The 13,084-nt window shown below is 60.5% G+C and carries 11 protein-coding genes; all 11 read left to right on the top strand.

Annotated features, from left to right (window positions below):
• Positions 1-19: 19 nt before the first annotated feature.
• The 11 genes from ACFFT4_RS32655 to ACFFT4_RS32705 all read left to right on the top strand — a co-directional run bounded on the left by ACFFT4_RS32655 (position 20) and on the right by ACFFT4_RS32705 (position 12,534).
• Complete coding sequence (locus tag ACFFT4_RS32655) at positions 20-1,138, top strand: glycosyltransferase (protein WP_378053595.1); 1,119 nt, start codon at positions 20-22, stop codon at positions 1,136-1,138.
• Between the two features lie 30 nt (positions 1,139-1,168).
• Positions 1,169-2,521, top strand: coding sequence for an O-antigen ligase family protein (locus ACFFT4_RS32660; protein WP_378053597.1), 1,353 nt, complete (start codon positions 1,169-1,171; stop codon positions 2,519-2,521).
• Positions 2,518-3,675 carry a glycosyltransferase family 4 protein gene (locus ACFFT4_RS32665; protein ID WP_378053599.1) on the top strand — a complete coding sequence of 386 codons (1,158 nt, stop codon included), beginning with the start codon at positions 2,518-2,520 and terminating at the stop codon, positions 3,673-3,675. The genes ACFFT4_RS32660 and ACFFT4_RS32665 overlap by 4 nt, the downstream gene beginning before the upstream one ends.
• Before the next feature lie 13 nt (positions 3,676-3,688).
• Positions 3,689-4,810, top strand: coding sequence for a glycosyltransferase (locus ACFFT4_RS32670; protein ID WP_378053601.1), 1,122 nt, complete (start codon positions 3,689-3,691; stop codon positions 4,808-4,810).
• Positions 4,811-4,813: 3 nt separating this feature from the next.
• Positions 4,814-5,404 (top strand): DapH/DapD/GlmU-related protein, encoded by a 591-nt coding sequence (locus ACFFT4_RS32675; protein WP_378053603.1) that lies wholly within the window; start codon positions 4,814-4,816, stop codon positions 5,402-5,404.
• On the top strand, positions 5,401-6,438 hold the full coding sequence (locus ACFFT4_RS32680; protein WP_378053605.1) for a glycosyltransferase: 1,038 nt from the start codon (positions 5,401-5,403) through the stop codon (positions 6,436-6,438). The genes ACFFT4_RS32675 and ACFFT4_RS32680 overlap by 4 nt, the downstream gene beginning before the upstream one ends.
• Complete coding sequence (locus ACFFT4_RS32685) at positions 6,435-7,334, top strand: glycosyltransferase family 2 protein (RefSeq protein WP_378053607.1); 900 nt, start codon at positions 6,435-6,437, stop codon at positions 7,332-7,334. Before ACFFT4_RS32680 ends, ACFFT4_RS32685 begins: the two co-directional genes overlap by 4 nt.
• A 4-nt stretch (positions 7,335-7,338) precedes the next feature.
• Entirely contained in the window at positions 7,339-8,709 is a 1,371-nt protein-coding gene (locus ACFFT4_RS32690) for a lipopolysaccharide biosynthesis protein (protein WP_378053609.1), read from the top strand.
• On the top strand, positions 8,699-9,646 hold the full coding sequence (locus tag ACFFT4_RS32695; protein WP_378053611.1) for a polysaccharide pyruvyl transferase family protein: 948 nt from the start codon (positions 8,699-8,701) through the stop codon (positions 9,644-9,646). Before ACFFT4_RS32690 ends, ACFFT4_RS32695 begins: the two co-directional genes overlap by 11 nt.
• On the top strand, positions 9,643-11,067 hold the full coding sequence (locus ACFFT4_RS32700) for a sugar phosphate nucleotidyltransferase (protein ID WP_378053613.1): 1,425 nt from the start codon (positions 9,643-9,645) through the stop codon (positions 11,065-11,067). Before ACFFT4_RS32695 ends, ACFFT4_RS32700 begins: the two co-directional genes overlap by 4 nt.
• 126 nt (positions 11,068-11,193) lie before the next feature.
• A complete protein-coding gene (locus ACFFT4_RS32705; RefSeq protein WP_378053615.1) occupies positions 11,194-12,534 on the top strand; it encodes a UDP-glucose dehydrogenase family protein in 1,341 nt (446 codons plus the stop codon).
• Positions 12,535-13,084 lie beyond the last annotated feature (550 nt).

Consider the following 13,084-nt stretch of genomic DNA (forward strand, 5'->3'; position numbering starts at 1 on the left):
CAGACACGGAGGCGATACGATGGCGAAAATCCTTCATCTGTCCGAGTTCACGAAGGGCGGAGTCGAAACCCATCTCAACGAGGTGCTGAAGCACCAGGCCGGTCGTCACGACATTTATTTGATGGCCTCCGAGCATAACTCCAACCGGCATTCGCTGCAGATCAGTCCCGACCGTCTCATTTTGTATCCCTACCGGCGCAAGCCGGCTTATTTTCTTAAAGCGATGAGGGAAATTCACAAGAAGGTCAACGAGCTGCAGCCGGATATCGTGCATGTGCACGGGACATTCGCGGGCGTTTTTCTGCGGTCGTTGTTTTTTTTCAGGAAGAAGCGTCCCGCCGTCGTCTACTGCTCGCACGGCTGGGCTTTTCTGATGGACACGAAATCCTGGAAGCGCAGGCTGTTCGCATGGGCGGAGAAGCTTCTGTCGCTGCGAACGGACGCCATCATCCACATCTCGAAGCACGAATACGCGATGGCGATGAATTACGGGCTGCCCCCGCGTAAATCGGTCGTCGTGTATAACGGCGTGTCCGATGCCTCCGCCGCTGCGGCCGTCTCGCCTTTTCCCGTCAATCCGGACAAGCTGAACCTGCTCTTCGTCGGGCGGTTCGACCGGCAGAAAGGGCTGGATCTTCTGCTGGACGTGTTTAACGAGCAGCGGTTTCCGCACATCGACCTGTATTTGGCCGGCGATTCCGTGCTGGAGGCGAGCGAGCGCCGGTATCCGGACAACGCGATCCGGCTCGGCTGGGTGGAGCATTCGGAGATCGACCGCTATATGCAAGCCTGCGACGCCATTGTCGTGCCGTCCCGCTGGGAGGGATTCGGCATCGTCGCGATCGAGGCGCTGCGCAACGGCAAGCCGGTCATCGCCAGCAACCGGGGCGCGCTTCCGGAGATCGTCCGGCACGGCGTGAACGGGTACGTGTTCGATTTCGAGCGCAAGGAGCAGCTTGCCGGCATTCTGCAGACGCTGGACAAGCGCAAGCTGGAGGATCTGGGGCGGGCCGGCGAGCGCATTTTCAACGAAAAATTCCATTCCGGCCTCATGAATCGGCAGATCGAACGGCTGTACGACGCGGTTCTGAGCCGGCCGGACGAACGGTATTCCGCAACCGTCAAGAAATACGTATAAGCGCGGGCGTGGAGGGCAGGTGATTGAAACATGCGTTACGATCCGGGAACGTCCGGGGTCGCGGCCGGCAGAACCGGCGGCAATCGGCTGCTCTGGGGGCTGTATCTCGTTTTATTGCTGCTGCTGACCGTTTATCAGGATTTTCCTTTAGTCAATGTCATCGGCGAAATCGGCCGGTCGCCGATCGTCCTGCTGCTGCCGCTATTCGTCGTCTGCGAGGCGGCGATGCTGGCCAAGCATAAGCGGGTGATGCACGGCTCGAAGCTGCAGCGGTATTTGCTCGTTTTTATCGTTTATTTGAGCTTTATCAGCGTCGCTTACGTGCTCGCGCAATTTCTGCAGGGCAGCTACAGCTTCGGGCAGGAGAACCTGCTGGGCAAGGCGGTCAAGGTGCTGATCTATTTCGTGCTGATTTTGCTCTACGTCAGACATATGCAGCTGCTGTTTGCGAAGATCGGCAGCCGTCGCGCGCTCTTCGTCTGCTTCTTCGTCGTCGTCGCGCTGCTGGCGGTCATCATGATCGCGGAGCTGGCGAGCATCCCGAACGCGCTGGCCCCGCTGCATGCGGGAAGCCAGCCCTACTGGCGGGTCAGGCTGCTCACCTCGGAGAGCAGCACGACCGGGACGATCGTGGTCGTCTATTCGGCGATTCTCGTCTATTTGTCCCGGGATTTGAGCGGACCGGCCAAGGCGCTGTCGATTGCGTTCGTCGCCGGTTTTTTCCTGTTTTATTTGTTCGTGACGGGCTCGAAGGGGTTTCTGATCGTCGCTTTGCTCACGATCGTCGTCACGATGGCGAAGTTTCTCGATTTTCGGAAAAAGAGAAACTTCCTTCTGCTCCTGGGCGCGGCGGGGGCGATGTATTTGTTCGTTTCCCATTTCTCCGCCGGCGTGCTGGGCTCGCTGAGCAACGACATCGAGAACTACACGTCGTCCTATACGAGAATGGGTACGATTCTTATCGCGCTGTCCACCGTCGCCCATCATCCGCTGGGCGTGGGCACGGGCGCTTATTTGATGTATTTCGATCAGTATGTGGACAGCGCGATCGGCGTGATGTCGCGGTTTTATTACGATACGTTCGGCATCGGCCAGATCAACGCGGGGGAGCTGCTGCAGTATTCCGGCACGGACCGGAACGTGGGCGTGAAATCGGGCTTTTTCCAATGGTTGATGTTCGGAGGAATCGCGGCCGTCGTCTTCTTCTACCTGCTGGCTGCAAGCCTGCTGAAGAAGGCGAAGACCAGTTCGATTCTGTTTCCCGCCTTGATTTTCGTGCTGCTGTCCCTGCTGTTCGTCGCGCTGGAGATCAAATACGAAATCTGGCTGTTTTTCGCTTTTATCGGCTATGCCACGACATCGACAAGGAGGGCGGAAGCATGAAAATATTGCTCGTATGCAGCGATTTCCCGTATCCTCCGAACCACGGCTTAAGGGTGGATACGTGGGGAAGGATCAAGGCGCTCGCCGAGCTCGGCTGCAAGCTGCATCTCGTCGTATGCGGCAAGCAGCGGCCGGGCGACGCGGACATCAAGGCCGTCGGCGATTACGTCGAGGAGATCGTGCTCTGTCCGCGCAGAAGCAAGCTCGCCGACGCGCTCCGGCTCGTCCCGATGCAGGCCCAGTCGAGAGCCGAACTGGGGCGCATTCCGCTGGCGGACGATTACGATTACGTGCTGCTGGAGGGCGACTACGTGTACCCGATCCTCGACAATCCGCGGATCAGGCGCGAGCGGGCGATCCTGCGGGTGCACAACGACGAGGCGATCTATTTCAAGGCGTTGGCGAGGAGCGCCACCAGCCTGCTGCACAAGCTGTACTATCGGATGGAAAGCGGCAAGTTCGCGGCGCTGCAAAAGAAGATGCGGACGAGGATCGACAAGTATCTGTTCATCTCCAACAAGGAGTTCGAACGGTTCCGCGCGCTCGATCCGGCGGCCCAAAGCCTGTTCCTGCCGCCCCCGGTCGACGGGGAAGCGTTCCGGGCCGGCTCGTTCCGGACGCGGCACGTCGTGTTCGTCGGCTCGCTGTTCATGCCCAACAACCGGGAAGCGATCGAATGGTATTTGGCCCATATTCACCCGGGGCTGCTGGACGTGCCGGGCTACAGGTTCGTCGTGGCGGGCAACAGCCGCGGTCAGGGCCTGGGCTGGTTAGAGGCGCACGATCTGAGGAACGTGGAGGTGCACGACACGCCGGCCAGCCTGGAGGACATCTATGCGAACGGTTATCTGTTCGTCAATCCGATGCGCAACGGGGCGGGCGTGAAGCTGAAGACGATCGAAGCGATCCAGAACGGCCTGCCGGTCGTCTCGACCTCGGTCGGCTGCGAAGGCACCGGACTGATCGACGGCAAGCATATGCTGCTGGCCGATGAGCCTCGTCATTTTCTCGGACATATCCGGACGCTGCTCGCCGATCCCGCCAGGGCTCAGGCATTGCTGGAGGCTGCGCAGCATTTTATCCGCGGACAGTACGACCACAAGGAAGTTCTGAAAAGCTATCTGCAATCGTTAAACGCCAAGTTATCAAGCTGAGCGGGGGATGCGAATGGACAGAAACAGAACGAACGTCTTGTTCGTGACCCATGCGGACAAGAAAGGAGGCGCGGAGCAGAGCTTGATCCACCTGATCAATTACCTGGATACGTCCAAGTATCGGATCTACTTGCTCTGTCCCGGCGACGCCTCCTATTTGCACGAGATTCGGACGGAGTACGAGCTTTTTCCGCTGCGTCTCAACAGCATCAAGAAGAGACTCGGCTTCGGCTATGTGGACACCGTGCTGCGCATACGTGCGTTCGTGAAGAAAAAACGGATCGACATTATCCATGCCAACGGCTGGCGAGCGCCGTGGTACGCGGCACCGCTGAAGTTCATGGCAAGCAGCAAGCTCGTCTGGCATCACCGGGACTACACCCATCTGCGCATGTTCAATCGGGTGCTGCCCCGGTTTTTCGATCAGGTGATCTGCATTTCGCGTTTCGTCGCCGGCTCCGTTCAGGGCGGCAACAAGACGATCATCTACAACGGCGTCGATCCGGAGACGGCGCGAATGCCGAAGAGCCGCGCGTTCATGGAGGACGATACGCTCGTTATCGGAACGTTCGGCCGGATCGTGGAATGGAAGAGATACGATCTTGTCATCGAGGCGGTCAAGAAACTAGCCGATGACAAAGCTTACAACTGGAAGCTGCTGATCGTGGGCGACGCGTCCGTCGACGGCTCGGAGAGCTACTACGCCGAACTGGTCCGCAAGGTGCAAGATTACGGGCTGGAGGAAAACGTCGTCTTCTACGGCTACAGCCCGAAACCGCTCGACGTGATGAAGGAGTGCGATCTGACGATCAATTTCTCGCTGAACGAGCCGTTCGGCAGAGTCATTATCGAGTCGATGCTCGTGCGTACGCCGGTTATCGTATCGGATTCCGGGGGCGCGCCGGAAATCGTCGAGGAGACGAAGGGCGGCTGGATCGTCAAGGACGGGGACGTCGAGGCGCTGTACCGGACGATCCGGCTCGTGTACAGCAAAGCCGTCGATTACCAGGAGCTTGCCGAACGGGGATACGAGGCCGTCATGAGCGAGTTTAATATGAACGCGATCGCCAGAAAGGTAGAGACGGCCTACCGTTCGCTGCTGGCCGCGGGCGGCGCGGCGGAGACGGCGGGATAGCGCATGGGTATCCCGTTCCGTCAGATTCGCATCGGCAAGCTGCTCGCCGTGCTGAAGGGCGCCGTCGTGTTTCCGCTCAAGGCCGATTCGGCCGGCCGCTTGAGCCGGATCGCGGGCAAGCTGGCGATCTCGAACAAAGGAGAGCTGATTCTCGGACGAAGCGTCTCCTTCCACGCCAAGCCGTTCCCGTCGTCCATCTCGGTGGACAAGGGAGCCAGGCTGTGGATCGGCGACCACGTGTTTTGCAATTACGGGCTGGACATCGGCTGCACGGCTTCGATCCGGATCGGCAGCCATACGATCATCGGCCCGATGGTCAATCTGATCGACGCGAATTTCCATCCGGTGGATGCGGAGGACCGTACCGCGAGCCTTCCGATCGTCGTCGGGGACAACGTCTGGATCGGCAGAGGCTGCGTCGTGCTGCCCGGCGTCACGATCGGGTCGGGCAGCGTGATCGCCGCGGGCAGCGTCGTGACGCGAAGCATTCCCGCGAACGTGCTGGCGGGCGGCGTTCCGGCCAAGGTCATCCGCGAGCTGACCGTGCCGGAGGGCTGGATTCGCCGAAGCGAGCAAGGAGCGTATTCGAGATGAAAGTATGGATGTGGCCGAAGTACAGCGAGTTGAATTTGTACAACAATCTATTGACGGATTCGCTCTGCGGCGCGGGGGTGGAGGTGATGGACCTGACGCACGGCAGGCTCGCGCTGCGGGTCGCGCGGGCGAAGCCGGGAGACGTCGTCCACGTGCACTGGATGCACCACGCCTACCAGAATCACAATCCGCTGCTGTTCGCCGCCAAGTCCGCCCTCCTCCTGACGACGCTGCTCGTGCTGAAGGCGAAGCGGGTGCGGCTGATCTGGACGCTGCACAACTTGTATCCGCACGAGGTGAAATACCGGCGGATGGAGCGCGCGATGCGCACGCTGATCTGCCGGTTCTGCTCCGGGCTGATCGTCGCGTCGGAGGCGGCCAAGCGGCAGGCGATGGCGGAATTCGGTGTGCCGGGAGATAAGCTGACCGTTGTGAAGCACGGACACTATGCGGACGCGTACCCCTCGAACGGCACGAACTTCAGGAGGCGGTACGGCATCGGCGAAGACGCCGAGGTCTACCTGTTTCTCGGAGCCATCAAAGCCTATAAGGGCGTCGAGGAGCTGATCGAAGCTTATCGCGCGGTCCAAACGGACAACTCCTGCCTGATTATCGCGGGCAAGGCGGATCGGGAGATGGAGGCGTATCTTCGCGGCGCGGAGGATACCGCGAACCTCGTTCTGGATTTGCGTTTTATCCCGAACGAAGAGGTGGCCGACTTGCTCGGAGCCGCGGATGTCATGGTGATGCCCTACAAAGAGATTACGACATCGGGCTCCGCGATTCTCGGCCTGAGCTTCAGGAAGCTGATCGTCATGCCGGACAACGGCTTTATCGATGAATATTTCGAGGAGGACATGGTCGTCCGTTACGATCCGGGCATCGCCGGCGGCTTGGCGGCCGCGATGGAGGCGGCCATGCGCAGCGTCAAGGAAGGGAGGTCGCCGGATTACGACCGGGCATTGCGCGAGCTGGAATGGGGCTCAATTGCCGAGCGGATCAAAAACGTGTATCAAGGGCGGGATGAACGATGAAGGTAACGGTGGCCATCTGCACCCACAACCGGGCGAAGGATACGGCGGAGGCGATCGGCAGCGTGCTGGTTCAGGACTTCGACAAGAAGGAGCTCGAGATCGTCGTTGTGGACAACGGTTCGACGGACGAGACGGCGGAGATGGTCAACGGCTTGCGGCAGCGGCACGGCGAGCGAATCCGCTACGTGTTCGAGCCGAAGCTGGGGCTGTCGACAGCTCGGAACCGGGCGATCCGCGAGGCGAGGGGAGAATGGATTCTGTTTCTCGACGACGACGCGCTGGCGGGAAGCCAGTGGGTGCGGCATATCGTCGACGTCTTCGAGAGAGATTCGGCGATCGGCTGCGTCGGAGGCAAAATCGATCCGCTGTGGGAAGGCGAGGAGCCGGGCTGGATTCCGGCGGAATATCGGTCGGTGTTCACGATTCTCGATTACTCCGGCGTTGTCGTGGAGATGCCCGCGCCCGCGATTCCTTACGGCGCGAACGTCGCGTTCCGCAGAAGCGTGTTCGCGGACATCGAGCCGTTCCGCGAGGATCTCGGCCGAGTCGGCCGCAACCTGCTGTCGAGCGAGGAGAGCGAGCTCATCGCCCGGCTTCGCGTCAAACACAAGGTCTATTACACGCCTTACGCTTCGGTCAGGCATAAGGTCGCCAAGGAGCGCACGACGAGGAAGTGGTTTCTGAAGCGGATGTTCTGGCAAGGGGTAAGCGACGCGGTCAAGCGGCGGGATGCGGGCGCGACGGCCGTCCTGAAGCATAGCGTTCGCATGGTTCAGGCGATCGGAACGTCGCTGCTGTCGGTTTTCCAATACGAAAGATTTATCCGGCAGATCGTGAAGGTCTGTTACCGCAACGGGGCGCTGGTCGGCGTTCTTCGCTATGGCGGCAGGAGCTAAGCCGATGGCGCGGCAGCTCGCCGCCGGGAGAACGTGGAAGGGAAGCGGACTCGTCCAGACGATGCTGCGTACGAGCGCGACCAACTTCCTCATGATGGCGATCGCCACGCTGACATCGATCGTGACCGCCCGCATGTTCGGCGTCGTCGGCAAGGGCGAGCTGTCCGCCATCCTGTTCTGGCCGACGCTGCTCGCGGGACTGGTCGGCTTCGGGCTGCCGACCTCGCTGATCTACAATCTGAAGCAGTCGCAAGCCGCTGACGGGGGCGAGCTTGTCCGGGCGGGTTTTCTGTTCCAGATCCCGGTCAGTCTCGTCGCCGGGTACGTCGCCTGGCAGGGGCTTCCGATCTGGCTCGCGGATTATCCCGAGCCGGTCGTGCGGACGGCCCGCTGGTTTACGGCGCTGATGCTGCCGACGATTCTCGCGGCCAACCTCGTAGCCGCTCTGGCACAGAGTGCGAACCGCTTCAACGTCTACAACGGCGTGCGGCTGTACGGCCCGCTGTTTAATCTGCTCGGCCTGCTCGCGCTGTGGATGGCGGGCCATCTCAGTCTCGTCTCGGCCGCGGCCGTGTTTCTGGGGACGAGCGCGCTTGTCCTCCTCTGGTCGCTGTACGGCATGAGAGACGCGCTGCGGATCGACTGGTTCGGCAGTCTGCGGAATGCGGCGGCGGCCAAGGCGCTGTTCGGATACGGCAGCAAAGTGTTCGGAGTGGAGCTGCTCGGCACCTTGTATTCCCAGTTCGACAAGCTGGTCATCCTCTCGATGCTGACCGCCAAGGATCTGGGCCTGTACACTGTCGTCTATGCGTTGTCCCGCGTCTTTAACGTCGTGCAGACCGCCGTCTCCAGCGTTGTTTTTCCGAAGGTGACCGGTTTGGACAAGACGCGGATCGTGGACACCGTCGGCCGGGCGTTCCGGTTATCCCTGCTCGTCATGGCGATCGTGCTCGTACCCAGCTTGTTCATCGGGCGGTTCCTGATGGGACTTCTGTTCGGCGAACCGTTCCTGGAAGCGGCGGGCGCCTTCTATCTGCTGTCCGTCGAATGCATTATCGGCGGCGGCTCGTGGATACTGGCCACGGCGTTTAACGCGGCGGGACGTCCCGGACTGGTGCTCGTCAGACAGGCGATATCGCTGGCGGCCACGATCGGCTTGTTTTTTGTTTTCACCCCGCTGTACGGCTTGAACGGAATTGCCCTCGCGCTGTTGATCGGGGCCGCGATCCGCCTGACCGTTACGCTGGTCGCGATGAAGATGGCGTTCGGCGTCAAGGCGGGCAGCTTGCTATTCGACAAAAACGACCTGATCATTCTGCTCAGGCAGCTTAAAGAGAGAGTGCGTCGCAAAGGAGAGAGCGGACATGCCAACTGAACGCAAGGCTCACCCGATGGACGGGCTGAAGGAGCGGCTTCGCCAGATTTTGCGGGCGATTCCTCCCGGCTCGAGCATCTATTACATCGACTACCCCGTGTACAATAACGGCGGCGATCTGTTGATCATGAAAGGGGCGGAGGCGTTCTTCCGGGACAACGGCATCCGCGTGAAGGCGCGGTACAGCGTGCTTGATTTTCCCGACAGGCTGAGCATCCCGGGGGACCACATCATCGTGCTGCAGGGCGGCGGCAACTTCGGCGACTTGTATCCGGCGCACCAAAGGCTGCGGGAGAAAATCGTGGCCGAGTATCCGTTCCATCGCATCGTCGTTTTGCCGCAGACGATTTTCTACAGGGACGAGGGGCAGTTCGACCGGTCGGCGCGCGTATTCGGCAAGCACAGGGACGTCCATTTGTTCGTCCGCGATCCGTCGTCCTACGCGATGGCGGCCAAAAAGTTCGACCGCTGCTCCCTCTACCTGTCGCCCGACATGGCGCACCAGCTGTGGCCGATCCGGCCGGCGGCGAGCCCGGGCAAGGAGCTGCTCTGCTTTTATCGGACCGACATTGAGCGGACGGGGGAGCAGGGGCTGCTGGAGACGAACGCGCAGGGCGATTATTTGGACTGGGGTTCTCTGTATAACAAGGTGGAGAGAAAGTCGATTACGATGATCGGGAAAATGATGGCCAGGGGCGGCGGGGCGCTGCCGCTGCAAGCGATCTGGGGCAGGTACAGCGATTATTTGGTGGAGAAAGCGGTCAAGCGCTTCAGCGTCTATCGTCAGGTGCAAACGTCCAGGCTGCACGGGCATATCCTGTCCTGCCTGATGGACAAGCCCAACGGCCTGCTCGACAACTCGTACGGCAAAAATTCCAGTTATTATCACACTTGGACGAGCGGAATTCCTACCGCCAGATTGGAGGCTATGCCATGAAAATCGTGCTTCTGTCCGGCGGCTCGGGCAAGCGCCTGTGGCCGCTGTCGAACGATTCGCGTTCCAAGCAATTTCTGAAGGTGCTGAAAAACGGGCGAGGCGAACGGGAATCGATGGTCCAGCGGGTATGGCGGCAGCTTGGGGCGGCCGGCCTCCGCGGCGACGCGGTAATCGCGACCGGCAGATCGCAGACGGAGATGATCCAGAGTCAGCTCGGCAGCGAGGTCGAGCTCGTCGTCGAGCCGGAGCGCAGGGATACGTTTCCCGCGATCGCCCTGGCCGCCGTCTATCTGTACTCGGTCCAGGGCGTCGGCCTCGGCGAGACGGTCGTCGTCATGCCGGTCGATCCGTACGTGGAGGAATCGTTTTTCGTCAGGGCAAGGGAGCTTGAGCCCGCCTTGCGGCAATCGAGCGCCGATCTGGCGCTCATGGGCGTGAAGCCGACGTTTCCTTCGGAGAAATACGGCTACATCGTGCCGGAGCCGGAGGACGGGGCGATGCCCGATAAGCCGTTCGTTAAAGTGCACAGCTTCAAGGAAAAACCCCGCCAGGAAGAAGCGGCGGCGATGATCGATCGGGCCGCGCTTTGGAACTGCGGGGTTTTCGCGTTTAAGCTCGATTTTCTGATCAACATCCTGATCGCGTACGAGCTGCCGATCCAGTACGACGAGCTGCAGAAGCAGTACGCCAGACTGCCGAAAATCAGCTTCGACTACGAGATCGCGGAGCGGAGCCGGCAGATCGTGGCGCTGCCGTACGAGGGGGAGTGGAAGGACCTCGGCACATGGAACACGCTGACCGAGGAGATCGACAGTCCGCTGACCGGCAACGGAACGATCGCCGGCGATTCGCGCAATGCGCACGTCGTCAACGAGCTGGACATTCCGATCACGCTGCTCAATCTGTCCGACGTCGTCGTCGCGGCCAGTCCGGACGGCATTCTGGTGGCGGACAAGGCGTCCAGCCCGATGATCAAGGAGGTGATGAAGCATTCGGAGCAGCGGCCGATGTACGAGGAGCGACGCTGGGGCGGCTACCGGGTGCTCGATTACTTGAAGTACGCGGACGGGACGGAAGTGCTGACGAAGCGCATTCGCGTCGCGCCCGGCCGCAACCTGAGCTATCAGTACCACGAGCTCCGGGACGAGGTGTGGACGATCGCCGCCGGCCGCGGGGAGATGGTGCTCGGCGGCAGGAGGTTTGCGGTGAAGCCGGGCGACGTCGTGAAAATTCCGCGCGCCTGCAGGCACAGCCTGAGGGCGGAGGCGGGAGAGGAACTGGACGTCATCGAGGTGCAGACCGGGTCCGAGCTGATCGAGGAGGATATCGTCCGGCTTGCATTCGACTGGGACGAGATCCTGCAGATCAGCGCGGCGGAAGGGGCGTTGGCGCTTCTGCGCGAGGGGCTGTCTCCTAAGTAACGGTGTATAAGGTGATCGATGCCCATGATAACCATACATCGATAATCGTTCGTTACGACTTACTTTACTTATGGGTAGGGGACAGCCCTTTCGGCACGACTTCATAATCAGAGGAGAGTTGCGGGTATGAACATTACGATAATCGGCACCGGCTACGTCGGACTCGTATCGGGCGCTTGCTACGCGAAGCTGGGTCATCGGGTCGTCTGCGTCGACAAGGACCCGGAGAAGATCGCCGTCCTGAATTCCGGCGGCGTGCCGATCTACGAGCCGGGCCTTAAGGAGCTGGCCGCCGAAGGCCGGCTCGCGGGCCATCTCGTCTTCACGACCGACCTGGCGTTCGCGGTTCGCAGCTCCGACATTATTATGATCGCCGTCGGCACGCCTCCGCTGCCAAGCGGGGAGGCCAATCTCGCCTATATCGACCAAGCGGCGATCGAAATCGCGGAGGCGATGAACGGCTACAAAATCGTAGCCGTCAAGAGCACCGTTCCCGTCGGAACGAACGAGCGCCTGGCCAAGCTGATGCGGTCACGCACAATCATGCGCTTCGACAGCGTGTCGCTGCCGGAGTTTCTGCGCGAGGGCTCGGCCATCGCGGACACCCTCCGGCCCGACCGGATTATCGTCGGAGCGGAATGCGACGGCGCCGCCGACCTGATGATCCGGCTGCACGAGCCGCTGACCGACCAGATCGTCGTGACCGATATCCGCAGCGCGGAAATGATCAAATACGCGTCGAACGCTTTTCTCGCCACGAAAATCTCCTTTATCAACGAAATCGCCAACATCTGCGAGAAGGTCGGCGCGGACGTGACGAAGGTGGCGGAAGGCATGGGCTACGACAAGCGGATCGGGCCGTCGTTCCTGAAGGCCGGCATCGGCTACGGGGGTTCCTGTTTTCCGAAGGATACGCGCGCGCTGATCCAGATCGCGGGGAACGTGGATTACGAGTTCAAGCTGCTCCGCTCCGTCGTGGAGGTCAACCAGGACCAGCGTTTTAACGTGATCCGCAAGCTGGAGGCGATCTTCGGCAGCGAGCTGCCTGGCAAGACGATCGGCGTGTGGGGGCTGGCGTTTAAGCCGAATACCGACGATGTGCGGGATTCTCCGGCGCTCGAGATTATGCGGCATCTGGTCGACCGGGGCGTGAAGGCGAAAGCGTACGACCCGATCGCGACGGACAACTTCCGGGCGATGTTCGGAAAGGAGGGGGTTCAATGGTGCGATAAGGCGGAGGAGGCGGCGCAGGGAGCGGACGCCTTGATTCTGCTGACCGAATGGGACGAGTTTGCCGGCGTCGACCTGACGCGGCTCCAGCGGGTGCTGAAGCAGCCCATTCTGATCGACGGGCGCAACCTGTTCAAGGAGGAGCACCTCGCCGAAACCGACTTCGCCTACTATTCCGTCGGCCGCCCCAGCTTAAGCAAGGGCGTGAAGGAACGGATGCCGGTCCTTCAATTTTAGTATACGGCTTAGTTTGTGGCCTAGTAAGTGGCTTAGTATTTAGTATGCGGCGTCCGGTGGCTGCGTCACTCGGAAGAGGCTGCGGCGTGGGGGGTTGCTCGAAAAAAATCGTACATCGTCGTTCGAATGAGGGAGAAACAGAGGGCGTTACTCGAAAAAATCGTACATCGGAGCTCGAATGGGCGAGAAACGAGGGGCGTTACTCGAAAAAATCGTACATCGGAGCTCGAATGGGCGAGAAACGGAGGGCGTTACTCGAAAAAATCGTACATCGGAGCTCGAATGGGCGAGAAACGGAGGACGTTACTCCAAAAAATCGTACATCGGCACTCGAATGGGCGAGAAACGGAGGACGTTACTCCAAAAAATCGTACATCGGAGCTCGAATGGGCGAGAAACGAGGGGCGTTACTCGAAAAAATCGTACATCGGCGTTCGGACATTATCTGAAGAAGCGTTCATTATCATCCCAAGTAGAGGTGAAGGAGATGAAGTTTGGCAATAAGGTAACGTTGTCGGCGCTTGCGGCCGTGCTGGCTGCAACTTCGATA

Source organism: Cohnella cellulosilytica (assembly GCF_042431195.1).
Lineage (GTDB): Bacteria > Bacillota > Bacilli > Paenibacillales > Paenibacillaceae > Cohnella > Cohnella cellulosilytica.

Coding starts and splice junctions, on each gene's coding strand:
- ACFFT4_RS32655 (WP_378053595.1), top strand. CDS start 20: ATGGCGAAAATCCTTCATCTGTCCGAGTTCACGAAGGGCGGAGTCGAA.
- ACFFT4_RS32660 (WP_378053597.1), top strand. CDS start 1,169: ATGCGTTACGATCCGGGAACGTCCGGGGTCGCGGCCGGCAGAACCGGC.
- ACFFT4_RS32665 (WP_378053599.1), top strand. CDS start 2,518: ATGAAAATATTGCTCGTATGCAGCGATTTCCCGTATCCTCCGAACCAC.
- ACFFT4_RS32670 (WP_378053601.1), top strand. CDS start 3,689: ATGGACAGAAACAGAACGAACGTCTTGTTCGTGACCCATGCGGACAAG.
- ACFFT4_RS32675 (WP_378053603.1), top strand. CDS start 4,814: ATGGGTATCCCGTTCCGTCAGATTCGCATCGGCAAGCTGCTCGCCGTG.
- ACFFT4_RS32680 (WP_378053605.1), top strand. CDS start 5,401: ATGAAAGTATGGATGTGGCCGAAGTACAGCGAGTTGAATTTGTACAAC.
- ACFFT4_RS32685 (WP_378053607.1), top strand. CDS start 6,435: ATGAAGGTAACGGTGGCCATCTGCACCCACAACCGGGCGAAGGATACG.
- ACFFT4_RS32690 (WP_378053609.1), top strand. CDS start 7,339: ATGGCGCGGCAGCTCGCCGCCGGGAGAACGTGGAAGGGAAGCGGACTC.
- ACFFT4_RS32695 (WP_378053611.1), top strand. CDS start 8,699: ATGCCAACTGAACGCAAGGCTCACCCGATGGACGGGCTGAAGGAGCGG.
- ACFFT4_RS32700 (WP_378053613.1), top strand. CDS start 9,643: ATGAAAATCGTGCTTCTGTCCGGCGGCTCGGGCAAGCGCCTGTGGCCG.
- ACFFT4_RS32705 (WP_378053615.1), top strand. CDS start 11,194: ATGAACATTACGATAATCGGCACCGGCTACGTCGGACTCGTATCGGGC.